Origin of the sequence: Sphingomonas sp. ERG5 (genome assembly GCF_000803065.1) — a bacterium.
Lineage (GTDB): Bacteria > Pseudomonadota > Alphaproteobacteria > Sphingomonadales > Sphingomonadaceae > Sphingomonas.
The window spans coordinates 226,107-251,473 of sequence record NZ_JSXI01000001.1 but is presented as its reverse complement, the minus strand read 5'-3'; the positions used below and the strand labels follow the sequence as shown (position 1 = coordinate 251,473).

General features: G+C 63.7%; 13 protein-coding genes. 7 read left to right on the top strand and 6 right to left on the bottom strand.

The features are described 5' to 3' along the window. Positions 1–31: 31 nt before the first annotated feature. Positions 32–1,822: a hypothetical protein gene (locus tag OO12_RS01140; RefSeq protein ID WP_034156759.1), complete on the bottom strand. Its 1,791-nt coding sequence runs from the start codon at positions 1,820–1,822 to the stop codon at positions 32–34. Further along, positions 1,819–3,525 (bottom strand): Hsp70 family protein, encoded by a 1,707-nt coding sequence (locus OO12_RS01135; RefSeq protein WP_034156758.1) that lies wholly within the window; start codon positions 3,523–3,525, stop codon positions 1,819–1,821. Before OO12_RS01135 ends, OO12_RS01140 begins: the two co-directional genes overlap by 4 nt. Before the next feature lie 305 nt (positions 3,526–3,830). Here OO12_RS01135 and modA point away from each other — a divergent pair, with 305 nt between their 5' ends. From modA to OO12_RS01115, 4 genes are all read left to right on the top strand, one after another. After that, on the top strand, positions 3,831–4,598 hold the full coding sequence (gene modA, locus OO12_RS01130; protein ID WP_034156757.1) for a molybdate ABC transporter substrate-binding protein: 768 nt from the start codon (positions 3,831–3,833) through the stop codon (positions 4,596–4,598). Between the two features lie 124 nt (positions 4,599–4,722). Continuing rightward, the gene (gene modB, locus OO12_RS01125) at positions 4,723–5,412 is read left to right on the top strand and encodes a molybdate ABC transporter permease subunit (protein WP_034156756.1); all 690 of its coding nucleotides are present in this window, start codon (positions 4,723–4,725) and stop codon (positions 5,410–5,412) included. Further along, complete coding sequence (locus OO12_RS01120; RefSeq protein ID WP_034156755.1) at positions 5,402–6,004, top strand: ATP-binding cassette domain-containing protein; 603 nt, start codon at positions 5,402–5,404, stop codon at positions 6,002–6,004. Before modB ends, OO12_RS01120 begins: the two co-directional genes overlap by 11 nt. Positions 6,005–6,158: 154 nt before the next feature. Further along, positions 6,159–9,521 (top strand): polysaccharide deacetylase family protein, encoded by a 3,363-nt coding sequence (locus OO12_RS01115; RefSeq protein ID WP_034156754.1) that lies wholly within the window; start codon positions 6,159–6,161, stop codon positions 9,519–9,521. Positions 9,522–9,664: 143 nt separating this feature from the next. Here the strand turns inward: OO12_RS01115 and bglX are convergent, their stop codons facing one another. Next, positions 9,665–11,908, bottom strand: coding sequence for a beta-glucosidase BglX (gene bglX / locus OO12_RS01110; RefSeq protein ID WP_034156753.1), 2,244 nt, complete (start codon positions 11,906–11,908; stop codon positions 9,665–9,667). Positions 11,909–12,298: 390 nt separating this feature from the next. Between bglX and OO12_RS01105 the strand changes: the two genes are divergently transcribed. After that, positions 12,299–13,183: an AraC family transcriptional regulator gene (locus OO12_RS01105; RefSeq protein ID WP_034156752.1), complete on the top strand. Its 885-nt coding sequence runs from the start codon at positions 12,299–12,301 to the stop codon at positions 13,181–13,183. Positions 13,184–13,399: 216 nt separating this feature from the next. Beyond that, on the top strand, positions 13,400–13,840 hold the full coding sequence (locus tag OO12_RS01100; RefSeq protein ID WP_034156751.1) for a hypothetical protein: 441 nt from the start codon (positions 13,400–13,402) through the stop codon (positions 13,838–13,840). A gap of 75 nt (positions 13,841–13,915) precedes the next feature. Here OO12_RS01100 and OO12_RS01095 read toward each other — a convergent pair whose 3' ends face one another. Then, the gene (locus OO12_RS01095) at positions 13,916–16,174 is read right to left on the bottom strand and encodes a TonB-dependent receptor (RefSeq protein WP_034156750.1); all 2,259 of its coding nucleotides are present in this window, start codon (positions 16,172–16,174) and stop codon (positions 13,916–13,918) included. Positions 16,175–16,320: 146 nt separating this feature from the next. On the opposite strand from OO12_RS01095, the gene OO12_RS27820 reads away from it, so the two are divergent. Then, positions 16,321–16,551 (top strand): hypothetical protein, encoded by a 231-nt coding sequence (locus OO12_RS27820; RefSeq protein ID WP_152616194.1) that lies wholly within the window; start codon positions 16,321–16,323, stop codon positions 16,549–16,551. On the opposite strand, the gene rpoC is transcribed toward OO12_RS27820, so the two are convergent. Both rpoC and rpoB read right to left on the bottom strand, forming a co-directional pair. Next, on the bottom strand, positions 16,541–20,812 hold the full coding sequence (gene rpoC / locus OO12_RS01090) for a DNA-directed RNA polymerase subunit beta' (protein WP_034156749.1): 4,272 nt from the start codon (positions 20,810–20,812) through the stop codon (positions 16,541–16,543). The genes OO12_RS27820 and rpoC overlap by 11 nt on opposite strands. An 80-nt stretch (positions 20,813–20,892) precedes the next feature. Further along, positions 20,893–25,044 (bottom strand): DNA-directed RNA polymerase subunit beta, encoded by a 4,152-nt coding sequence (gene rpoB / locus OO12_RS01085; protein ID WP_034156748.1) that lies wholly within the window; start codon positions 25,042–25,044, stop codon positions 20,893–20,895. Positions 25,045–25,367: the final 323 nt, after the last annotated feature.

Below are 25,367 nucleotides of genomic sequence, written 5' to 3'. Positions count from 1 at the left end.
CGTTCTTCGTCCGGGACAGGCAATCCCGGCGCTACATATTGCGGAGCAGGGGCAGACCCTGTTCCTTCGGCAACTTCAGGGCTGTTTCAAGCAAGCCGATCGTAGCGCTGCAATGGGTCTTTGCCGTGCCCTTTCCCAACATCGCTTCGCTGAACCGGTCACGCGACAGGCCGGCGCGTTTGGCCGCCGCCGTGACCACCGCGCCATCGACACGGTAGTGCCTGATCTCATCCTTGGCACCGGATGGCGCGGCGTTGGTTTCGAGGAGTATCCGGGCGATCACCTCCTGCTCGCGCTCGCTTAGCACGAGATTATTTTGCAGCGAGGGGCTCGTACCTTCAGTAAGATATTGTTCGCATGCCGCCGATCCGGCTGCGCGCGCTTGCTTCAGTCTTTCAAGAAACAAACGGCGATACAGGACCAGCGCGTCATAATCAGCCTGGAGCAATCCATTTGAATAGCGCTCGATCAACATGGCGCGGGCGTTGGTGAAGAAGGCGGGTCGGCCGCCCTTGTCCTTCGCGCTTTTCCACGCGGCGGTGAGTTGTTCGTACAAGGCGGGATTACGGCGCTTCACCATGTCATAGTCGATCCAGTGCCCGCCAAGATCCTGGAGCAGATCGTCGATATCCATATACGCCTGATCGGGGCTGCGCAGGTCGAAGACAGGGGCCGGCGGCCGGGTATCGCCCGGACCAAGATTCACCCCGCTTTTGCCAACTGCACTGATCACCATGATGAGCAGCCAGATGCCGACCGCGATCGTGCGCCAATCCCCGAAAAAGGCGCTGGGTTGCGGTTGTTCCCATAAGGATACGCGATACCCATCGAGGCGGGATTCCAGATCGGGATGATCGCGCCTGATCTTCGCCAGCAACTGCCTGACCTTCGTGCCGTTGACGCCGGTGCCCCTGCGGCTGTTTTCGCCTGCCGGTTTTGTCAGTTCGCGCCAGGCCGAATTCAATGCATGGCCTTTTTCCCGCACTTCGTCGGCGAAGGCGAGCGAGTCATGGCGCGCGACGATCGCGGCGACCGCCGGGGACTGGTCGATCCGACCGCGACTGGCGAGCCAGCCGAATGCCTCCATCACCCGGTCGAGGATCGGGTCGGAGCGCGGGATGGATTGCGCGACGACATTGGCGAACCAGCGATCGGCATCCTCGCGAAAAGCAATTTCGTCGAGGCGCGGATCGGCGAGCAGCACGGTGACATGCTCGCGCAAGAGACGCATATCGCGACCGTCGAGCAGATAATGACGGCGCTCATCCTGCGGGAAGAGCAAGCCCAGCACGGCATTGTAGCGCTGGTCCATTGCTTCGGCGAACCCGGCGGGGAGGCCGTTGACGAGCCGGAGCGGCGGCGCTTCGGTGCGGTCGAGAACCGGCGGCGTCAGCGTGACCTCGACCAGCGGCAGGGTTCGCACGCCGGCGGGCGGTACAGGCTCGCTTGGGGCGGGCCGGAAATCGACCGCCGGCGCGATCGGCGTGATCGAGATCGGCGCGGCCGGCGCCGGCGCGTCGACCAGGGTCGGGGCATCGAAGCCGGTCGTGAAATCGGGTAGTGGAATCACAATGCCGGGCGCGATGAGGTCCTCCGGCTCATCCTCCAGATTGTCGCTCTCCTCGTCGTCCGGCACATCGGATTGCGGCTGGCGGGCGTGAGCAAGCGCGGCGTCACGGGCATCGCGCAGCGCGGCATAGCGCGCCGGGTCTTCATCGATCTCGAACGCTTTCAGCGCCCGGGCATAAGCGGCGCGGATCGCCGATACCTCGCGGGTCTTCTCTATGCCGAGTGTCCGCCAGATGCCGTAGAGGCGGCTCATAGATAGCGGTCGCCCTCGAGCTGGTTGAGCGCATCCTCGAACTGCGCGCGCGCCGTGTCGATCGCGCGCGGGTCCTGCCCGTCGAGCGCGGATTCGAACTGGGCGGTCCATTTGCCGACCATATCGCGGCGCTCGCCGATAAAGCTTTCATAGCAGCGCGCGGCGCGGGCCAGCACCGCCATGTTATGGCTGTCCTCGCGCGGGTGGCGTTTCAGTGCGGCGAGCACCTTGCGCCGCGCCTCGACCTCCTCGGCATTGGGTGCGTCGTCATCGTCCATCAGCACCAGGTTGCGCACCAGACCGGATGCCGGAACGCTGATATCGACTTCGAGCAGGCCGCTGGTGTCGTAGCTGAAGCGGCATTCGACATGAACATGGCCGGCGGGCGCCGGCGGCACCGGCACCTTGATCGCGCCGAGCTTTACATTGCCCTGCACCTCGCGCGCTTCGCCTTGATAGATGCCGAATTCGACGTTGCGCTGATTGTCGGTCAAGGTGGAATAATAGCTGACCCGGCTCGCAGGGATCGGCGTGTTGCGCTCGATGATTGGCGAGAACAGGCCGTGGCGGAACCCGCCGCGTCCGTCGGGCGCGCTGTTGTCGACGCCGAGCGTGAACGGGCACACATCGGTGAGGCGAATCTCTTCCAGATCGGCATCGCGCGACTTGAGTCCGCCCTGCACCGCGGCGCCGAGCGCCACGGCATGATCGGGGTGAACCGCCGCATTGGGAAAGCGACCGAACATGCGCGTGATCGTCTTGCGCACGATCGGCATGCGCGTTGCGCCGCCGACCAGGATCACTTCGCTCAGCGTCTCGACGCGGATGTCGCTGTCACGCAGCGAGCGCAGCACGGGATCGCGCAGCTTCGCCAGCAAAGGTGCTGCCTGCGCCTCGAACTCGCCCGCGGTGACGGTGGTGGCGAACTGGCGATCGCCCGAGGTGATGGTGAAGCTCGCTTCCTCCTGTTCGCTCAGACCCCGGCGGCAGCGTTCGGCGGCGGCGCGCAGCAATTCGTGCAGCACCAGCGGGTCGATTTCGATCAGCCGACCTTCGGGGTCGATGCGTGGGCGGGCGATGTCGATGATCGTGTCGTTGAAGTCCTCGCCGCCCAGCCGATTGTCGCCGGCCGAGGCGCGCACTTCGACCACGCCGTCGAAAATCTCCACGATCGACACGTCGAACGTGCCGCCGCCAAGGTCGAACACCAGGAACGGCTCCTTTTCGGAGCGATCCTGAATCCCATAAGCGAGCGCAGCGGCGGTGGGTTCATTGATCAGCCGTTCGACGGTCAACCCGGCCAGCTCGCCCGCGCGGCGCGTCGCCTTGCGCTGGCGGTCGTTGAAATAGGCCGGGACGGTGATCACCGCGCTGGTCACTGGCTCTCCGAGAAAGGCCTCCGCATCAGCTTTCAGGGCGGACAGCATGATCGCCGACAGATCCTCGGCAGTGAAGGTCTTGCCGCCAAGCGTGACGGTCTGGCGCGTGCCCATCCAGCGTTTGAACGCGGTGACGGTCGAGGTCGGATGAGTCGACTGGCGCTCGCGCGCGGCCATGCCGATGATCACCGCGCCGCTGTCGTCGATCGCGACCGCCGAGGGAGTCAGCAGGTCGCCCAGCGCGTTGGGGATCAACTGAGCTGCGCCGTCGCGCCAGATGCCGATCGCGCTGTTGGTCGTTCCAAGATCGATTCCGACGATCATCGGCGTTTGTCCCCCCATTTGGTGCGATGGGCGATAATTGGTTCGTGGCCCGGATGCCAGCGGGCGCGGTAGGTGGGGCGTGAAAATCTGTCTCAGGCCACTCACCTGCGGCAAGACCGGGTTGGTTTGAGATGACCCACCGCCGTTCGTGCTGAGCTTGTCGAAGCACCGTCCTTCCGGGAGAGAAGAACGGCCCTTCGACAAGCTCAGGCCGATCGGAAGAGAGGGCGAGCGCAACTAACTGCTGACGGCCCGGCCGGATCGGATTAGGTCGGAACCCCGCAACCGCCAGGACGAGGCCGACCATGTTTCGAATGATGTTGTGGTTGATGACTCTGATCGCCGGCATCGCCGTGCCTGCCGTTGCAGCGCCGCCTCCGGCCGCGCCGCTGGTTCTGGCGGCGGCGAGTCTGCAGGAATCGCTCACCGCTGCCGCCGATGCCTGGGCGCGCAAGGGGCATCCCAAACCTGTCGTGTCGTTCGCGGCCTCCTCGGCACTGGCGCGGCAGGTGCTGGCGGGCGCGCCGGCGGATCTGTTTATTTCGGCGGATGAGGAATGGATGGATCAACTGGCGGCCAAGCGGCTGATCGCCCCGGGCACCCGCGCGTCGTTCCTCGGCAACCGGCTGGTGCTGGTGACGGGGGTGCGCAATGGCGCGCGCGTCGATCTGCGCAGCGGCCGCCCGATCGTCGCGGCGCTTGGTGCAGGACGTTTGGCGATGGCCGATCCGGACTCGGTCCCGGCGGGGCGTTATGGTCGCGCGGCGCTGACCCGGCTTGGCGCCTGGACCGCGCTTGAAGCGAAAGTGGTGCGGGCGGAGAATGTCCGCGCCGCGCTGCTGCTGGTCGAACGCGACGCGGCGGCATTCGGGATCGTCTATGCGACCGATGCGCAAGCCTCGACCAAGGTGCGCGTGGCGGGGGTGTTCCCGGCGACCAGCCATGCCGCGATCACTTACCCGATCGCGCGGCTGACGGCGTCGCGCAATCCAGAGGCGGAGGGGTTCCGGCGCTTCCTGGTGTCGCGCGAGGGCAAGGCGATCTTCGCACGCTTTGGGTTCCTGCCGCGTTGATGACATATTCTTCGTCCGTTCGCCCTGAGCCTGTCGAAGGGCGCGTGCCTCAGGGACGGTTCGGGATGAGCCACGCTGTGCTTCGACAGGCTCAGCACGAACGGTATTTTGCGGCGAGTGGCGCATGCTGACCCCCGACGAATGGGCGATCATTGCCTTGTCGCTGCAGGTCGGCGGCGTGGCGATGATCGCCACTTTGCCGATTGCCTTTGCGCTGGCCTGGATACTCGCCCGTGCGGCCTTTCCGGGCAAGATCATCCTTGATGGCCTGATCCATTTGCCGCTGGTTGTACCGCCCGTGGTGACCGGTTGGTTGTTGCTGCTCGCCTTTGCCCCCACCGGCCCGATCGGCGGCTGGCTGGAAAGCTGGTTCGGCGTGTCGGTGCTGTTCCGCTGGACCGGCGCGGCGATCGCGGCCGGGGTGATGGCGTTGCCATTGATGGTGCGGGCGATGCGGCTGTCGATCGAGGCGGTCGACCGGCGGCTGGAGGGCGCGGCGCGGACGCTGGGCGCTTCGCGCTGGCGGGTGTTCCGCACCATCACCTTGCCGCTGTCCGTACCGGGTGTGCTGGCCGGCGCGGTGCTTGGCTTTGCCCGGTCGATCGGTGAGTTCGGCGCGACGATCACCTTCGTTTCGAACGTGCCGGGCCAGACCCGGACGCTGCCGTTGGCGATCTATAGCGCGCTGCAGCAGCCGAGCGGCGATGCGCTGGTGTTGAGGCTGTCGGCGATCGCGGTCACCTTGTCGCTCGCTGCCCTGATCGTGTCGGAATTGCTCGCGCGGCGCGCGGGCAGGGGGCTGCATGTCCTTTGAAATCCATGTCTCGAAGCGGCTCGGCGAAACCGAGGTCGCGCTTGACCTGGATGCAGGGGAGGGCGTCACGGTGCTGTTCGGGCCGTCCGGGGCGGGCAAGACCAGCATCCTCAACATGGTCGCCGGCCTGTTGCGGCCCGATCGCGGCACGATCCGGGTCGGCGGCGAAACGCTGACGGATATCGCTGCCGGGATCGATCTGGCGCCGGACCATCGGCGCGCGGGTTATGTGTTTCAGGAAGCGCGGCTGTTCCCGCATCTGAAGGTGCGCGCCAATCTGCTGTATGGCGCGAATGACGGTCCACTCGATGAAGAGGGAATCGCGTTTCTCGGGATTGGTCATCTGCTCGACCGCTGGCCGCGCTCGTTGTCGGGCGGCGAAGCGCGGCGCGTGGCGATCGGGCGGGCGCTGCTCAGCAATCCGCGTTTCCTGTTGCTCGATGAACCGCTATCGTCGCTCGACCGGGCACGGCGCGGGGAGGTCATGCAGGCGATCGAGCATCTCCGCGATGTGCTGAAACTGCCGATCCTGCTCGTCACCCACGATGCGGGAGAGGCTGAAAGACTGGGGAGCCGTATCGTCGCGATCTAGATCGGCGTCGTGCTGCGTCGATCCGCCCCAGGAGGAAGGGCGCGATCCCGCCATTTCCGTCCCATTTTGGGGTTGCTCCAGCTGCTCGATCATGACGTATTTGTCATGCGTATGACCTGAAAATGCCAACGCCCGGAGGCTATTCGCACCCGTAATGACTCAGCAATCCGTCTTCTACGATTCCTCGGGCCGCAGGCGTCGCCGTTTCGGTGTGGCGGTGGCGGCGTTCATCCTGCTCATTCTGGCGGCGGCGGCGGCGCTGGCGATCTCGATCGGCGCGGTACCGCGCGCGCCGCTGCTGCCGGTCGAGGCCGAGCATGCCGCGCTGACCAAGCTGCCGGCGCCGCATGAGCCGCTGCTCAAGCGCACCAAGCACCGCCTGTTCGACTATGCCCGGCTGCTGACCGGCCGCAAACGCGGCATGAGCGAGGATGTGCCGCTGGCGATCGGTTTCCATGTGCCATGGGACGAATCCAGCGCGGCATCATTGCGCCAGCATATCGGCGAGCTCGACTGGCTGATCCCCGGCTGGGTTTCGGTGACGGGCGCGGACCACAAGATCTCCGTGTTTCGCGACGATGCCGGGCGCAATGTGATCAACCATTCACCGCATCGGCCGCTGCTGCTGCCGATGATCCAGAACGCGATCCAGGGCGATTGGGATTCGGCCGGGATGACGGCGCTGCTGCGCGCGCCGGCGCAGCGCAAGGCGCTGCTCGACCGGCTCGAGCCCTGGCTGGTTACCAACCAGGCGGGCGGCGCCTTTTTCGATTTCGAGGAACTGCCGGCCGCGTCGCAAAAAGATTACCAGGCGTTTCTGCGCGAGGCCAAGGCGCGTTTCGCCAAGCGCAATTGGGTCATCGCGATCGCGGTGCCGGTCGGCGACGAAAGCTGGAACATCCCGGCCTATGCGGCGATCGTCGATCGCGTATTCCTGATGGCCTATGACGAGCATGAACTGAGCGGCGAGCCGGGGCCGATCGCGTCGCAGAACTGGTTCGAACAATCCGTCGCGCGCGCGGCGAACGGCGTGCCGAAGAGCAAGCTGGTCGTGGCGATCGGTAATTACGGCTATGACTGGCACGACAAGGGCGGTGAGCCGCTGGCGATCGACGAAGCGTGGGAGGCGGCGCAGGAATCGAGCGCGATGCCGATGTTCGACCGCAACAGCGGCAATAGCAGCTTCGCCTATGAAGAAGGCAAGAGCCGGCATGTCGTGTGGCTGCTTGACGCGGCCTCGGCCTATAACCAGCTGCATTTCCTGAAGCGCGCCGGGCTGAGCGGAGTCGCGCTGTGGCGGCTCGGGTCGGAGGATCCCGGCCTGTGGTCGATTTTCGGCCGGTCGCATCGTATCCTGCCGCCGCCATCGGCGATCAACGCGATCCCCGCCGGCACCGATGTCGATATCGAGGGCAATGGCGAAATCCTCAAGATCGCCGCGGTGCCGGTCGCGGGGACGCGGCAGACCAGTGTCGCGCGCGACGGAACGATCGCCGGAGTCGATTTCACGCGGTTGCCGTCGCCCTATGTCGTGGCGCGCACCGGCTATAAGCCGGGTCAGATCGCGCTGACCTTCGACGATGGGCCCGATCCGACCTGGACGCCGCGCATCCTCGACGTGCTCAAGGCAAAGCAGGTCCATGCGACTTTCTTCATCGTCGGCGAGAACGCCCTGACGCAACGCTCGCTGCTCAACCGCATGGTGGCGGAAGGGCATGAGATCGGCAGTCATACCTATACGCATCCCAATCTGGCGGGCGCGTCGCCGGCGGAGACGGCGTTCCAGCTCAACACCACGCAGCGTTTGTTCCAGGCGTTCACCGGGCGCTCGCTGCGGCTGTTCCGCGCGCCCTATTTCGGGGATGCCGAACCGACCACGGCGGACGAAATCGAACCCGCGCTGCAAGCGCAGGATCGCGGCTATATCTCGGTCGGCCTGCACGTCGATCCCGACGACTGGAAACGCCCCGGCGTACAGGCGATCATCGACAAGACGCTGAGCCTGGTGGATGCCGGCAAGGCGCCGTGCGACAATAATTCGGCCGCCAATTGCAGTCGCAATGTCGTGCTGCTCCACGATGCCGGCGGCAATCGCGCGCAAACGCTGGCCGCGCTGCCGGTGATCATCGATCAGTTGCGTGCGCGGGGCTACACACTGGTGCCGGTATCGACGCTGGCGGGCATCCCGCGCGACGTGGCGATGCCGCCGATTTCCGAAGGCGACCGTGTCGCGGCGCAGGTCGACCTGTTCATCTTTGGCACATTGGGCACGATCGTCACCGCGCTGGGGTGGATCTTCCTGTTCGCGATCTCGATCGGCATCCTGCGCGCGCTGACTTTGTCGGCGCTGGCGCTGATCCAGGCGCGGCGCGAGGCGCGGATGATATTCCCGGCGATCGACTCGGAGCGTTTCGTGACGGTGATGATCCCGGCGTTCAACGAAGAGACGGTGATCGTCCGCGCGGTCCAGGGCGTGCTGGCCTCGACCGAAGTGCGGATCGAAGTGATCGTGATCGATGACGGGTCGAACGACCGGACCAGCGAAATGGTGCGCGAAGCGTTTGCGGACGAGCCGCGCGTGCGGCTGCTGACGCTGGAGAATGGCGGCAAGGCGCGTGCGCTCAACCATGGACTGGCACTGGCGACGGGCGAGATCATCATCGCGCTCGATGCCGATACCCAGTTCGAGACGACGACCATTGCCCGGCTGGCGCGCTGGTTCGAGGATCCGGCGCTTGGCGCGGTCGCGGGCAATGCGAAGGTCGGCAATCGAGTCAATCTGATCACCAAATGGCAGGCGCTGGAATATATCACCGCGCAGAATCTTGAGCGGCGCGCGCTGGCGCGGCTCGACGCGATCACCGTCGTGCCGGGCGCAGTCGGCGCCTGGCGGCTGGCGGCGATCAGGCAGGTCGGTGGCTATCCCGACGACACGCTGGCCGAGGATCAGGACCTGACCATTGCGATCCAGCGTGCCGGCTGGCGCGTGACCTATGACCAATATGCGGTCGCCTGGACCGAAGCGCCGGAGAGCTTTGCCGGTCTTGCCAAGCAGCGTTTCCGCTGGGCCTATGGCACATTGCAATGCCTGTGGAAGCATCGCCGGGTGATCTCAGGCGGCAAGCCGCGCGGGCTGGCACGAGTCGGTTTGCCGCAAGCGATCGTCTTTCAGATCATCCTCGCCGCGATCTCGCCGATCATCGATCTGGCACTGATCCTCAGCTTCATCACGACCTGGGTCGCGGTGCAGGCGCATGGCTGGGCGCAGACCCAGCATGATGTCGAGAAGATGCTGATCTACTGGCTGGTCTTCACCGCGATCGACCTGCTCGCCGCCACCATCGCGTTCGCGCTGGAGCGACGCGAGAATTGGCGGCTGTTGTGGCTGCTGATCCCGCAGCGCATCGGTTATCGTCAGGTGATGTATTATGTCGTGCTGAAGGCGATCACCCAGGCGCTGCGCGGCCCGCGTGTCGGCTGGGGCAAGCTTGCACGCACCGGGCGAGTGAGCGTTTAGAGCGGAATCAATTGAGGAAACCAAATATCCCCGTTCGGACTGAGCTTGTCGAAGCCCTGTTCTTTCTTGCCGCAGAAGAAGAACGGCCCTTCGACAAGCTCAGGGCGAACGGTGGAATTGGATCAGCGCAGCATCACGACGCGCTAAACCAGCTCGAAGCTGTCCTTCAGCCCGCCGACCGATGAGGTGCCGAGCCAGATGTCGAAGGCGCCCGGCTCAATCGTCCATTTGCCCTCGGCCCAGAAGCGCAGGTCGGCCGCGGCGAGCGTGAAGCTGACCTGTTTCGTTTCGCCCGGCGCGAGCGTGAGCCGCTCGAACCGCTTCAACTCGCGCACCGGGCGGGTGCGGCTGGCGACGCGGTCGCGAATATAGAGCTGCACCACTTCGGTGCCCGCGACCTTGCCGCTATTGGCGATGGTGGCGGTGACGGCAAGCGTGCCGTTCGCTGTCAACGGGCCGCCGACCTGCAGCGCCGACAGCGCGAAGTTGGTGTAGCTGAGCCCATGCCCGAACGGGTAGAGCGCATTATTGCCGGTTTCGCGATACCGCGCCCTGAATTGCTCGTCCGGCGTACCTGAATCAGGGCGGCCGGTGCTCTTGTGGTTGTAGAAATAGGGCTCCTGGCCGCTGTCGTGCGGGAAGCTGACCGGCAGCTTGGCCGATGGGTTGACCGTGCCGAACAGGACGTCGGCGATGGCGTTGCCGGCCTCGCTGCCAAGGAACCAGGTGGCGAGGATCGCGGGCGCATCCCTGACCGCGCCCGACAGCGCCAGGGCGCGGCCGTGACGCAGCAGGACGATCACCGGCTTGCCGGTTGCCGCCACCGCTTCGACCAGGGCCTGTTGTGCCGGGGGCACGATAATCGCGGTGCGCGATTGTGCTTCGCCCGACATGTTCTGCGTCTCGCCGATTGCAAGCAGCACGACGTCCGCCGCGCGTGCCGCCGCGACCGCCGCCTCGATGCCGCCGGGCAGGGCGGCCTCGACATCGCTGCCCTTGACCACATCGAGCTGACTGGGGTCGGCGAGCTTCGCGCGGATGCCGCTTGCCAGATCGACGTTGATCTTCTTCTCCGCCATGAAAGCCCACATGCCGACGACATTGTCGCGGTCGTCGCCGAACGGGCCGATCAGGGCGATACGGCCGGGATTGGATTTGAGCGGCAACAGGCCGCCGTCATTCTTGAGCAGCACGATCGAGCGCGCACCGGACTCGCGCGACAATCTACGCAGCGCCGGGCTGGTGACCTGGATGCGTTCGGCCTTTGCGTCCAGCGAGCGATAGGGATTGTCGAACAGCCCGATCATGTCCTTCAAATGCAGCACGCGACGGACCGAGGCATCGACCGCGGCGATCGGCACCTCGCCCGCCTCGACCAACGCCGGCAGATGGAGGTTGTAGAGGTTGCTCGACATGCTCATGTCGACACCGGCGAGAAACGCCTTTTTTGCCGCATCGCGGCCATCGGCGGCATAGCCGTGCGCGATCAGTTCCTCATCGGCGGTCCAGTCGGACACGACCACGCCCTTGAACGCCCATTCGCCGCGTAGCAGGTCAGTCAGCAGCCAGTGATTGGCGGTCGCGGGCACGCCGTTGATATCGTTGAATGCCGACATGGCGGTCACCGCGCCGGCCGCGAAGCTGCTCTGGAATGGCGGGAAATGGATTTCGCGCAAGGCCTCCATCGAGATGTCGACGCTATTGTAATCCATGCCGGCAGCGACCGCGCCATATGCCGCGAAATGCTTGGGGCAGGCGAGCATGCGCGTGGGGTCGCGCAAATCCTTGCCCTGAAAGCCGCGCACGCGCGCGGCGGCCATCGCCTGGCCGAGATATGTGTCCTCCCCGGAGCCTTCGGCGACACGGCCCCAGCGCTGGTCGCGCGCGACATCGACCATCGGCGCGAAGGTCCAGTGAATGCCCAGTGCCGTGGATTCGAGCGCCGCGCCGCGCGCGGTGCGCTCGGCGAGGTCGAGGTCGAACGATCCGGCCTCGGCGAGCGGGATCGGGAAAACCGTGCGCAATCCATGGATGACATCGGCGCCGAAGATCAGCGGAATGCCGAGCCGCGTTTCCTCCAGCGCCATGCGTTGCATGGCCCGCCCACCCGCGACGCCAGTGCCGTTGAACAACATGCCGACACGGCCGGCGCGGATATTGGCGAGCTGTGCCGCCGTATTGCCCGACGCCGCGCCGGGATTGAACACGACGCCGGGTGCGCGCAGCAAATCGCTGAAACAGCTGAGCTGGCCGGCCTTTTCGGCCAGGGTCATGCGCGCGATCAGGCTCTCGATGCGGTCGGATTGCGCCAGTGCGACGCGCGGGGCGAGCGACAGGCCGGCGACCATCGCACCGGATTGGAGAAGCGCACGGCGGGAAAGCTGCATGAAGCGATATCCTGGGGAAGAGTGGGTTGCTTGACGGGCGATACAGGGCAGAAAATGACGATCCCGGATAGATATTGTGAACGTTCCCATAAAATTTGCCGCAAGTCACGATGCGATTGGGTTCGGTCGGGATCGGCCGGCGACGCCCGTGAGTTTGGCAAGCCCGGGAGAGGTGGAGGGGGCAGGTGGACAGGAGCAACCATGCCGCCGGGCAGGGTGATGGATCGACCGGATGTCGGAGACGACGCGTTTCTCCAGATTCCCCGGTAGAACGGGCGTGCCGGTAGGCGGCGGTTGAATATTTTCGGCTGATCCATGCCAAAGCGCAAGATCGGTCGAGCGCGTCATGGCCAATAGCGACTAGCTGGCTCGGCCACGAAGGACGGGACGATGGAGGCGGCATTTCAAAACTATCACGCCCGGATGCAGCGGGTGCTGGACTATATCGACCAGCATCTTGACGGGGATCTGGATCTGGAAACGGTGAGCCGCGTCGCGGCTTTCTCCAAGTTTCATTTCCACCGGCAGTTCAGGGCGACGTTCGAACTGTCGGTGCACCGCTATGTCCAGCTTGCGCGGATGAAGCGGGCTTCGCATCAGCTGACCAGTAGCGACGCGCACAGCGTCACGGCTATCGCGATGGATGCAGGCTATGATGCGCCCGATGCCTTTGCCCGCGCCTTTCGCCAAAGGTTCGGGCAATCGCCATCGTCGTTCCGCAAGTCTCCCGATTGGGGACCGTGGCTCATGGCCTTCGGGCCGCTCGACAAAGCGAGGAACAAGCTCATGCAGATCATCTTCGAACATGACGACGTGACGATCCGTGATGTGCCCCCGACGCCGGTGGCGATCATGGAGCATCGCGGCGACCGGGCGATGCTCGGGGACACTTTCCAGCGGTTCATCGCGTGGCGCAAGGCCGCCGGCCTGTCGCCCGAGACAAGCCCGACCTTCACCATCTTTCGTTCCGAACGGGAGCCCGTGGTCCCGGCCGATTACAGCATGGACCTGTGTATCGGGACTGACCAGCCGATCGCGGCGAACGACGCGCAGATGAAGGCCGGTCTGATCCCGGGGGGACGCTGCGCGGTGCTGCGCTATCCCGGCAATACCAACAATCTCGAACCTGCAGCACTGTACCTTTATCGGGACTGGCTTCCGGATAGCGGCGAGGAAGCGCGCGACTTTCCGATCTATTGCCAACGCCGGCTGTCCTTCATCCCGGAAATGCCGGTGCATGAAGTGATCGTGGAATTGTTTCTGCCGCTGAAATAACGCCGGAGGATGGCGGGCTGTCGCTTCCGATCGCGAAAAGTGGGCAGGCTGTGCTATCCAGCACTCCTGGTCGTTCGCGCCGCTGTTGCGATTAGCGGCGTGGCCGAAAACCGATCGACTGGAAACTATTCGACCAGGCGGTAGTCGATCCACTTGCCGACATTGCTCCCTGCGGTAGAACGAATACAATTACCGTCGATGCCATAAGGAGAACGCATGACCGTGCCGCTATGGCTCAACGGATTTGAAGTCGATGCACGAATCGTGACCTTGATGGATCGCGTCGATTGGCCGCTGGAGCGCACCAGCAAGGCGTGGTTGAATAACTTTCCTGCCTCTAAAGACCAGGTGCCATTTATTCAGTTTTTTACTCCAGAGCACGCGATTCGAGAGAATGCACATATACGAAAATCTGAGCTGAAAATTCTTAATGGCAAACCTCGACAGGATGTGATCCCGGGAGACTTCGATCCTACTGCAGGCTATCTAATAGGCATGGTCGATTATGTTGACGCAGCCATAGCCGTCGATCTCCGAGTTGGACCAGAGCCGAGGATTATTTACGATACAATGTCTTCAGGGGCTGACGTTGTTTACAGTACGGCGTTCAAAACACTCTCTTCTTTCATCAATTTCTATATGAGTCAGCACTCATAGAGAAATGAGTGCGCCCATCCAAGCACTGGGCAACAGATCCCCTGTCCGGCGCACCGGACAGGGATGCCCAATCGATCAGAAGCTGAACTTCACCGAACCGCCGATGATCCGCGGGTCGTTGACCATCGCGGTCAGATTGTTGAAGTCGATCGCGCTGACGGCGCGGATCTGGTTGGTGATGTTGCGCGCGAAGACGGCGATTTCGATGTCGTTCGCCGTCTTGTAGCCGACGCGCAGACCGCCCTCGAGCGACGATTTCCCGCGGAACTCCTTGGCCGTGTAGAGGAAATAATTGATCTCGCTGCGATAGGCCCAGTCAGTGAAGGCGAAGATCTCGCCGCCATTGGCCAGCGGAACGCCGTAGCGCGCCGTCCAGTTGATGATCCAGCGCGGCGCCTGGGGCAAATCGTTGCCGTTGAGGATCGCGCGGCCCGCAGTGTTGAGTGCGTTGGTGACGGTGCAGCCGCCGCCGCACGTCGCAACCGATTGCGTCGGGTCACGCATTTCGGTGAAATTGTAGCTGAGACCGGCGGTCAGCACGAGCGGGTCGACCGGGCGGGCGTTGAGTTCGGCCTCGAGGCCATAGCCCACCGCCTTGTCGATGGTGAGCAACTGCGCCGAGTTGTTGCTGCCGCCCACCGCGGTGACCTGGAAATCCTTGGTGCGGAAATAATAGCCAGTCAGATCGAAACGGATCCGGTTGCTGAGCTGGGTCTTGATGCCGGCTTCGCCCGAGATGGTGGTCTGCTTGGGCGCGGTGGTCGGGAAATCGCCGAAATTGACCCGGTCCGAAATTGCCGGGCCGAGATAGCCGGTGGCGAAGCGCGCATAGACGCTGACCCGGTCGTCGATCTTGTAGTTGGCGCTTGCGTCCCACGACACATTGTCGCCCTTGACCTTGGTCGTGATCGGCAGCGGCTTACCCGGAAAAGCGGCAAGGCCGCCGACCAGATCGGTCTTGTTGTCCTTCGAATAGCGCACGCCGGCGCGCAGCGTCAGGGCGTCGGTCGCGGCATATTCGATCGAGCCGAAGATGCCGAAATTCTCGTTCTTGTTGTCGTGCAGCACATTCTGCGTAAGCGTGCCGGCGCCGTCATAGGCCGTCTCGTTATAGATCAGCTTCTGGTGGAAATAATAGGCGCCGACCTGCCCGCGCAGGCCGTTGAAATCCTCGGTCTCGAAACGCACTTCCTGGCTGAATTCCTCCGGCTTGGTGACGCCGCCAGTGTTGACCGGAAAGCCGCCGACATTGATCGTGCCGAGCGTGCAGCCGGGAATGAAGGCGTAGCAATTGCCGCCGTCGACATCGCCAGTGCTCTGCACCTTGACCTTTTCGAACGCAGTGATCGTGTGCAGCGTGCCGACGCCGTCGAAGCTGTAGTTGAGCTTCAGATTGGTGCCGAAGGCGTTCAGATTCTGGCTGGTCAGGCCATCGAGCGCGATATGCTTGATGTCGAAGCCAGTGTTGAAGTCATTGCTGCCCGGGCGAAGCGCACCGGCACGGAACAGCCGCGGCGTGGCGTCGAGGTCGCGCGCATGAACGTTGAGCAAGGCGGTGAAGTCGCCGCTTTCATAACCGATCAGCAAGCGGCCCGCGAGGTCGCGATAGCCTTCGAGCTTGCGATCGCCGAGCGTCGGGCGGGCGGTGTTGGTGACCCAGTCGGAGCGATACTGCAATATGCCCGAGGCGCGGAAGGTGAAGCCGCCGCCGATCGGGCCGCCGATCGCCGCCTCGGCATTGATCGTGTTGTAGGTCCCCCACGAAAAGCTGCCATAGCCCTTGAACTCATCGCTGGGCGCGACCGAGTTGAGCTTCACCACGCCGGCGGGCGTGTTGCGGCCGAACAAGGTGCCCTGCGGGCCGCGCAGCACTTCGACGCTGGCGAGATCGAACACCGGGAAGGATTTGAGCATCGGGTTTTCGAGCGCGACGTCGTCATAGACGACCGACACCGGTTGTGCCGCGGTCGGATCGAAATCGGTATTGCCGAGGCCGCGGATATAGAAGCGCGGGAAGGTGCGACCGAAGGAGGATTCGACCAGCAGGCTGGGGGTGCGCCCGGAGAGGAAGCGGACGTCGAGGCCGCTCGAATTGAGCACGTCGAGCTTCTCGCCGGAAATGGCGGAAACCGCGATCGGGACATCCTTGCTCGATTCCGCCCGACGCGTCGCGGTGACGACGATCTCGATTTCGTCATCGGCGGCCTGCGCCTGTGGGGCAGGGGACTCGTCGGCGGCATGCGCGGCGGCGGGCAGCGCGAGTGCGGCGGCGAAGAGCGAAAGAGCGGTCGACAGACGATAGATCGACACCCGATGGGCGAAAGTGGCTTTCATGGATATCCCCCGATTGATTTAAGGCATCCGTCCTGCGCCCGACTCCATGTGCCCCGGAGTTCGAGTCGATTCGTAACCGCTCTGTAACACGGCGCAAGTGACGCCGGAGAAGTTGGTTCCGGTCGTCTCGGATTTGACCGAGGCTGTTGCATTTCTGGCGCAATTTATTGGGGTGCCGGGGCTTTGTTGTTGGGCAAGCCGCCGCCGTTAATGATCGAGCCGACGCCGCCGAGGTAGATATTCTCCCCGTGCCGGGGAGGAGAGCCGCCGCCGGAAATATTCAAAACAAGCCTGGCAAAGAAAAAGCCGCCGCCCGGATGGTCCGGACGGCGGCTTGTTTCTGTCAGCGCCTGAAGCGTTACCCGATCATTCCTTGATCAGGTAATCGCCCGCATCGGCGTCGGTGCCGGTGCCGCTGGTCACGACCGACGCCAGGGCATCGCTGCCCGTGTCGTCGGCGATGTCGCGCAGCTTTTCGGCTGCCCGCTCTTCCGCCGCCGAATTCGGCGCGATCAGCGCTTCCTGCAGGCGGCGCTGCTGGACGCGCAGCGCGGCGTCACGGCTGGAGGCGGCAACGCGCAGGCGGTTCATGCCCGCGCCGGTACCGGCGGGGATGAGGCGACCGACGATCACGTTCTCCTTGAGACCGATCAGCGTGTCCTGCTTGCCCTGGACCGCTGCCTCGGTGAGGACGCGGGTGGTTTCCTGGAACGACGCCGCCGAGATGAAGCTGCGGGTCTGCAGCGACGCCTTGGTGATGCCGAGCAGGACGGGCTTGCCGTGCGCACGGGCTTCGTTCTTCGACAGCTTGTCGTTGATCGCATCCATCTCGTCGCGATCGACCTGCTCGCCCGCCAGCAGCGTGGTATCGCCGCCATCGGTGATCTCGACCTTTTGCAGCATCTGGCGAACGATCACCTCGATGTGCTTGTCGTTGATCTTCACGCCCTGAAGCCGGTAAACTTCCTGGATTTCCGAGACGAGATATTCCGCCAGCGGTTCGATGCCGAGCACTTCGAGAATGTCGTGCGGGTCGGGGCTGCCGCCGATCAGGTTGTCGCCACGCTTGACGTAGTCGCCTTCCTGAACGTCGATCACCTTCGACTTGGGCACCAGATACTCGACGACCTCGCCGCCATCCTCGGGCTGAATGCCGATCTTGCGCTTGGCCTTATAGTCCTTGCCGAACACGACACGGCCCGAGACCTTCGCGATGATCGCATTTTCCTTCGGCTTGCGTGCTTCGAACAGCTCCGCCACCCGCGGCAGACCGCCGGTGATGTCGCGGGTCTTGGCTGCTTCGCGCGAAACGCGAGCCAGCACGTCGCCGCCGGAAACCTGCGCGCCATCCTCGACCGAGAGCGTGGCGCCCGGTGCGAGCATGTAGCGGCCGGCTTCACCCGAGTCCCCGTCGAGCAGGGTCAGGCGCGGACGCAGATCCTCCTTCGACTTGGTCGCGGCGCGATATTCGATGATCACGCGCTGCGAGATGCCGGTGGCTTCGTCGGCCTGTTCGACCAGCGTCTTGCCCTCGATCAGGTCGACATACTTCACGACACCGGGGTTTTCCGTGATCACCGGCATGGTGAACGGATCCCATTCGGCCAGACGATCGCCCTTCGAGACGATATGGCCATCATCGTACATCACATAGGCGCCGTACGGGATGCGGTGCACCGCACGCTCGCGGCCGTCCATGTCGACGATCGCGATTTCGCCCGAGCGGCTCAGCACGACGCGACGGCCGCGCTGATCCATGATGATGCGCAGGTCGCGATATTCCATCGTCCCGTCGGCAACCGCTTCGAGGTTCGACTGCTCGTTGAGCTGCGCCGCGCCGCCGATGTGGAAGGTCCGCATCGTCAGCTGGGTGCCCGGCTCACCGATCGACTGGGCGGCGATGACGCCGACCGCTTCACCGATGTTGACCGGGGTACCGCGCGCCAGATCGCGTCCATAGCACTTGCCGCAGACACCGATCTTGGTTTCGCAGACCAGCGGCGAACGGATCTTCACCGCCTGGGTGCCGATCGCCTCGATCTTCGTGATCATCGGCTCGTCGAGCAACGTGCCCGAAGGGATGACGATCTCGCCGGTCTTGGTGTCGACAATGTCCTCCGCGGTCGTGCGACCGAGGATGCGCTCGCCGAGCGACGCGATGGTCGAGCCGCCCTGAACGATCGCGCGCATTTCCAACGCACGTTCGGTGCCGCAATCAATCTCGATGATGACGCAATCCTGCGACACATCGACCAGACGGCGAGTCAGGTAACCCGAGTTGGCGGTCTTCAACGCCGTATCCGCGAGACCCTTGCGGGCGCCGTGGGTGGAGTTGAAATACTCAAGGACGGTCAGGCCTTCCTTGAAGTTCGAGATGATCGGCGTTTCGATGATCTCGCCCGACGGCTTGGCCATCAGCCCGCGCATACCCGCCAGCTGCTTGATCTGCGCCTGCGAACCACGAGCACCGGAGTGCGCCATCATGTAGATCGAGTTGATCGGCGCTTCGCGACCATTCGGCAGCTTCTTCACTGCCTTGATCTCGTCCATCATGGCCGTTGCAACACGATCACCGCAGCCCGACCAGGCGTCGATCACCTTGTTGTACTTCTCCTGATGCGTGATCAGACCGTCCTGATACTGCTGCTCGAAATCCTTCACCAGCGCGCGCGTTTCATCGACCAGGCCGACCTTGGCGTCCGGGATGATCATGTCGTCCTTGCCGAACGAAATGCCCGCCTTGAACGCGTGCTTGAAGCCCAGCGCCATGATCGCGTCGGCGAACAGCACGGTCTCCTTCTGGCCGGTGTGGCGATAGACCTCATCGATCACGTCGCCCACATCCTTCTTGGTGAGGAGGCGGTTGACGGTATCGAACGGCACCTTCGAGCTCTTCGGCAGACACTCGCCGAGCAGCATGCGGCCTGGGGTGGTCTCGTAGCGCTTGAGGTAGGTCTTGCCCTCGGCATCCGTCTGCGGGACGCGCGTGGTGATCTTGGTGTGGAGCGTCACCGCGCCAGCCTCGATCGCCTGATGCACTTCCGCCATGTCGGAGATTAGCATGCCCTCGCCGGGCTCGCCTTCCTTCAGCATCGACAGATAATAGAGACCCAGCACCATGTCCTGCGACGGCACGATGATCGGCTTGCCGTTCGCTGGCGACAGGATGTTGTTGGTCGACATCATCAGCACGCGCGCCTCGAGCTGGGCTTCCAGCGAGAGGGGAACATGGACGGCCATCTGATCGCCGTCGAAGTCGGCGTTGAAGGCCGAGCAGACCAGCGGGTGAAGCTGGATCGCCTTGCCCTCGATCAGCACGGGCTCGAACGCCTGGATGCCGAGACGGTGAAGCGTCGGCGCACGGTTGAGCATGACCGGGTGCTCGCGAATGACTTCGTCGAGAATGTCCCAGACTTCCTTGCGCTCCTTCTCGACCCACTTCTTCGCCTGCTTCAGCGTCATGCTGAGGCCCTTGGCGTCGAGACGGGCGTAGATGAACGGCTTGAACAGCTCGAGCGCCATCTTCTTCGGCAGGCCGCATTGATGCAGCTTGAGTTCCGGACCGGTCACGATGACCGAACGACCCGAATAATCGACGCGCTTGCCGAGCAGGTTCTGGCGGAAGCGGCCCTGCTTGCCCTTGAGCATGTCGGACAGCGACTTCAGCGGACGCTTGTTGGCGCCGGTGATCGTGCGGCCGCGACGACCGTTATCGAACAGGGCGTCGACGGCTTCCTGCAACATGCGCTTTTCGTTGCGGACGATGATGTCCGGCGCACGCAGCTCCATCAGGCGCTTGAGGCGGTTGTTGCGGTTGATCACGCGGCGATACAGATCGTTCAGATCCGAGGTCGCAAAGCGGCCGCCGTCCAGCGGCACCAGCGGGCGCAGCTCGGGTGGGATGACCGGAACGACCTCGAGGATCATCCATTCCGGGCGGTTGCCCGAATCGATGAAGCTCTCGACGACCTTCAGGCGCTTGATGATCTTCTTCGGCTTCAGTTCCGACTTGGTGACCGCCAGCTCTTCGAGCAGTTCCTTGCGCTCGCCCTCGAGATCGAGGTCCTGAAGCATGATGCGGACCGCTTCGGCGCCGATGCCGGCCGAGAACGCGTCCTCGCCATATTCATCCTGCGCGTCGAGCAGCTCGTCCTCGGTCATCAGCTGGTATTTTTCCAGCGGCGTGATGCCCGGCTCGATCACGATATAGGCTTCGAAGTACAGCACGCGCTCGAGCTGCTTGAGCTGCATGTCGAGCAGCAGGCCGATGCGCGACGGCAGCGACTTCAGGAACCAGATATGCGCAACCGGCGCGGCCAGTTCGATATGGCCCATGCGCTCGCGACGGACCTTCGAGACGGTCACCTCGACGCCGCACTTCTCGCAGACGATGCCCTTGTACTTCATGCGCTTGTACTTGCCGCACAGGCATTCGTAGTCCTTGATCGGACCGAAGATGCGCGCGCAGAACAGGCCGTCACGCTCGGGCTTGAACGTGCGATAGTTGATGGTTTCCGGCTTCTTGATCTCGCCGAAGCTCCATGAGCGGATCCGGTCCGGGGACGCGATGCCGATCTGGATCTGGTCAAAGGTTTCGGTCTTGGCGACCGGGTTGGCGAAGTTGGTCAGTTCGTTCATTCTCAATTCCTCGCTGGGAGGGAAAATTCTGTGCGAGCGGCGGATCGAGCCCCGCCCCGGAAGGGCAGGGCTCTATTCCATCACTCCGCCGCGATCGCGACGCCGTCGGAGTCGAACTGCTCGATGCTCTTCAGCTCGACGTTCAGACCCAGCGAGCGCATTTCCTTGACGAGCACGTTGAAGCTCTCCGGAATGCCGGCCTCGAAGGTGTCGTCGCCCTTGACGATCGCTTCATAGACCTTGGTGCGACCGACCACGTCGTCGGACTTCACCGTGAGCATTTCCTGCAGGGTATAGGCGGCGCCATAGGCCTGGAGTGCCCAGACCTCCATCTCACCGAAGCGCTGACCGCCGAACTGCGCCTTACCACCCAGCGGCTGCTGCGTGACGAGCGAGTAGGGGCCGATCGACCGGGCGTGGATCTTGTCGTCCACAAGATGGTGCAGCTTCAGCATATAGATGTAGCCGACGGTGACCTTGCGGTCGAACTTGTCGCCGGTACGCCCGTCGAACAGATCGCTCTGGCCCGAGGTATCGAGCCCCGCCAGCGCCAGCATCGCCGAGACATCGGCTTCGCGGGCACCGTCGAACACCGGCGTCGCCATCGGCACGCCGCCGCGCAGATTCTGCGCCAGTTCGATGATCTCGTCGCCGGTGCGGGCGTCGATCTCTGCATGATACTGCTCGCCATAGACCGTCTTGAGGCGATCCTTGACGACTTCGGGCATCGCGCCGGCCTTGGCGTCTGGATTGGCTTCGCGCCAATCCTCCAGCGCCTGGCTGATCTGTTGCCCCAGGCCGCGCGCGGCCCAGCCAAGATGCGTCTCGAAGATCTGACCGACGTTCATGCGCGACGGCACGCCGAGCGGGTTGAGCACGATGTCGACCGCGGTCCCGTCGGCGAGGAACGGCATATCCTCCGCTGGCAGGATGCGGCTGATCACGCCCTTGTTGCCGTGACGGCCGGCCATCTTGTCGCCCGGCTGCAGCTTGCGCTTCACCGCGACGAACACCTTGACCATCTTGAGCACGCCAGGCGGCAGCTCATCGCCGCGCTCCAGCTTCTCGCGACGATCGAGGAACTTGTCCTGGATCAGCTTGGCGGCTTCGTCATACTGCACCTTGACCGCTTCCAGATCGCTCTGGATCTTGTCGTCGGCAACGGCGAACTTCCACCATTCGTGACGATCGACGCTGTCGAGCAGGTCCTGGTCGATGACCACGCCCTTCTTGACGCCCTTCGGCGCGGCGGTCGCCGTCTGGTCAAGCAGCATTTCCCGCAGGCGCGACCATGTCGCACGGTTGAGGATGCTGCGTTCGTCGTCCGAGTCCTTCTTCAGGCGCTCGATTTCCTCGCGCTCGATCGCCATCGCGCGCTCGTCCTTGTCGATGCCGTGGCGGTTGAACACCCGGACTTCGACGACGGTGCCGGCAACGCCCGGCGGCAGACGCAGCGAGGTATCGCGCACGTCCGACGCCTTTTCACCGAAGATGGCGCGGAGCAGCTTTTCCTCCGGCGTCATCGGCGATTCACCCTTGGGGGTGATCTTGCCGGCCAGGATGTCGCCCGGCTCCACTTCGGCGCCGATATAGACGATGCCCGCTTCGTCGAGGTTGCGAAGCGCTTCCTCGCCGACATTGGGGATGTCGCGCGTGATGTCCTCCGGCCCGAGCTTGGTGTCGCGGGCCATGACTTCGAATTCCTCGATATGGATCGAGGTGAAGACGTCGTCCTTCACGATGCGTTCGGAGATGAGGATCGAATCCTCATAATTATAGCCGTTCCACGGCATGAACGCGACGAGGCTGTTGCGGCCCAGCGCGAGCTCACCGAACTCGGTCGAGGGACCATCGGCGATCACGTCGCCGGTGTTCACCACGTCACCGACCTTCACCAGCGGACGCTGGTTGATGCAGGTGTTCTGGTTCGAGCGCTGGAACTTCATCAGCGTGTAGATGTCGACGCCCGACTGGCCGGCCTCGACGCTACCCGTGGCGCGGATCACGATACGCGCGGCATCGACCTGGTCGACCACGCCGGCGCGCTTGGCGGAGATCGCCGCGCCGGAGTCACGCGCAACCGTCTCTTCCATGCCGGTGCCGACGAACGGCGCCTCGGCCTGGACCAGCGGCACAGCCTGACGCTGCATGTTCGAGCCCATCAGCGCGCGGTTGGCGTCATCGTTTTCCAGGAACGGAATGAGCGATGCGGCGACCGAGACGAGCTGCTTGGGGCTGACGTCCATCAGCGTGATGTTGTCGGGGATCGCCATCAGGAATTCACCCGACTGACGCGACGACACCAGTTCCTCGACAAAGCCCTTGGATGCGTCGAGCTCGGCGTTGGCCTGCGCGATCGTGTGCTTGGCTTCTTCCATCGCCGACAGATAGACCACATCGTCGGTGACCTTATGGTCGACGACCTTGCGGTACGGCGTCTCGATGAAGCCGTATTTGTTGACGCGGCTGAAGCTGGCAAGCGAGTTGATCAGACCGATGTTCGGGCCTTCCGGCGTTTCGATCGGGCAGATACGGCCATAATGCGTCGGGTGAACGTCGCGGACTTCGAAGCCGGCGCGCTCACGCGTCAGACCACCCGGCCCAAGTGCCGACACGCGGCGCTTGTGGGTGACTTCCGACAGCGGGTTGGTCTGATCCATGAACTGCGACAGCTGCGACGAACCGAAGAATTCACGCACCGCGGCGACCGCCGGCTTGGCGTTGATCAGGTCGTTCGGCATCACGGTCGACACATCGACCGAGCTCATGCGCTCCTTCACGGCGCGCTCCATGCGGAGCAGACCGACGCGATACTGGTTCTCGAGCAGCTCGCCGACCGAGCGCACGCGGCGGTTGCCGAGATTGTCGATATCGTCGATTTCGCCCTTGCCGTCCTTCAGGTCGACCAAGGTCTTGACGACTGCGAGGATGTCTTCGGTGCGCAGCGTGGTGACCGTGTCCTCGGCGTCGAGGTCAAGGCGCATGTTGAGCTTGACGCGGCCAACGGCCGACAGGTCGTAGCGGTCGGGATCGAAGAACAGGCCGCTGAACAGCGACTCTGCGGTTTCGAGCGTCGGCGGCTCGCCGGGGCGCATCACGCGGTAGATATCGCTCAGGGCCTGCTCGCGCTCTTCGGCCTTGTCGGCCTTGAGCGTGTTGCGGATCCAGGGGCCGGTCGCGACATGGTCGATGTCGAGCAGCTCGATGCGATCGATGCCGGCCTTGTCGAGCAGTTCGAGATTCTCGGATGACACTTCGTCGCCGGCTTCGATATAGATCTGGCCGGTGGTCTCGTTGATCAGGTCATAGGCGCTGTAGCGACCGAAGATTTCTTCGGTCGGGATCAGCAGGTCGGTCAGGCCGTCCTTGGCTGCCTTGTTGGCGGCGCGGGGGCTGATCTTCTGGCCCGATGGGAACACGACTTCGCCGGTCTTCGCATCAATGATGTCGAACATCGGCTTCTGGCCGCGCCAATTCTCCGCCTGGAACGGAATGATCCAGCCGCCCTGACCGCGCACAAAGGTGACGCGGTTGTAGAAGTAATTAAGGATTTCCTCGCCGGTCAGGCCCAGCGCGTACAGCAACGCGGTGACCGGCAGCTTGCGCTTACGGTCGATACGGACGTTGACGATGTCCTTGGCGTCGAACTCGAAGTCGAGCCACGAACCGCGATACGGAATGACGCGCGCGGCGAAGAGATACTTGCCCGACGCGTGGGTCTTGCCGCGGTCATGGTCGAACAGGACGCCCGGCGAGCGGTGCATCTGGCTGACGATCACGCGTTCCGTGCCGTTGATGATGAAGGTGCCGTTGCCCGTCATCAGGGGCATGTCGCCCATGTAGACGTCCTGCTCCTTGATATCGAGGACCGAGCGCGAATCCGTGTCGGCATCGACCTCGAACACGATCAGGCGGAGGGTGACGCGCATTGGCGCCGCATAGGTTATGCCGCGCTGACGGCATTCGTCGGTGTCGAACTTGGGCGGCTCGAGCTCATAATTGACGAAGTCGAGTTCGGCGGTGCCGGCGAAGTCGCGGATCGGGAAGACCGAGCGCAGGGTCTTTTCGAGGCCCGAGACATAGCCGATCGAGGCATCAGAGCGCAGGAACTGTTCGTAGGATTCGCGCTGAACCTCGATCAGGTTCGGCATCTGCACCACTTCGTGGATGTTGCCGAACACCTTGCGGATGCGGCGCTTTGCGGTGCCGCCCTCGATTGCCTTGGTCGCCATGGATTTTTTTGCCTTACAGCTAAGAATGTCGCGCCCGGCATCCACCGGGGGGCACGCGTAGAGACGCAAAAAAGCCGCATGTCATCCTTATCGGAAAACAGCAGCTTCAAGCGTCTCAAGAACCACAAGCCCCAATACGATCAATGCGCTGCGCGACGGCACATCATTTCCCGAGGTCTGTGGTGAAGTTGGCCATATAGGAACCGTGTTGGATCCTGTCAACGCGGGGCGGCGGCCATTGCCCCTCAAATGTCGGGGACACCCGGGGCACAAATAATGGCGATTTGGGATTAAGGTCTAGAAGGCGCGATCGAAATAACTGA

What these genes read in the sequence shown, in the direction of transcription:
- OO12_RS01140 (WP_034156759.1), bottom strand. Translation starts at nt 1,822, where the DNA reads ATGAGCCGCCTCTACGGCATCTGGCGGACACTCGGCATAGAGAAGACC.
- OO12_RS01135 (WP_034156758.1), bottom strand. Translation starts at nt 3,525, where the DNA reads ATGATCGTCGGAATCGATCTTGGAACGACCAACAGCGCGATCGGCATC.
- modA (WP_034156757.1), top strand. Translation starts at nt 3,831, where the DNA reads ATGTTTCGAATGATGTTGTGGTTGATGACTCTGATCGCCGGCATCGCC.
- modB (WP_034156756.1), top strand. Translation starts at nt 4,723, where the DNA reads ATGCTGACCCCCGACGAATGGGCGATCATTGCCTTGTCGCTGCAGGTC.
- OO12_RS01120 (WP_034156755.1), top strand. Translation starts at nt 5,402, where the DNA reads ATGTCCTTTGAAATCCATGTCTCGAAGCGGCTCGGCGAAACCGAGGTC.
- OO12_RS01115 (WP_034156754.1), top strand. Translation starts at nt 6,159, where the DNA reads ATGACTCAGCAATCCGTCTTCTACGATTCCTCGGGCCGCAGGCGTCGC.
- bglX (WP_034156753.1), bottom strand. Translation starts at nt 11,908, where the DNA reads ATGCAGCTTTCCCGCCGTGCGCTTCTCCAATCCGGTGCGATGGTCGCC.
- OO12_RS01105 (WP_034156752.1), top strand. Translation starts at nt 12,299, where the DNA reads ATGGAGGCGGCATTTCAAAACTATCACGCCCGGATGCAGCGGGTGCTG.
- OO12_RS01100 (WP_034156751.1), top strand. Translation starts at nt 13,400, where the DNA reads ATGACCGTGCCGCTATGGCTCAACGGATTTGAAGTCGATGCACGAATC.
- OO12_RS01095 (WP_034156750.1), bottom strand. Translation starts at nt 16,174, where the DNA reads ATGAAAGCCACTTTCGCCCATCGGGTGTCGATCTATCGTCTGTCGACC.
- rpoC (WP_034156749.1), bottom strand. Translation starts at nt 20,812, where the DNA reads ATGAACGAACTGACCAACTTCGCCAACCCGGTCGCCAAGACCGAAACC.
- rpoB (WP_034156748.1), bottom strand. Translation starts at nt 25,044, where the DNA reads ATGGCGACCAAGGCAATCGAGGGCGGCACCGCAAAGCGCCGCATCCGC.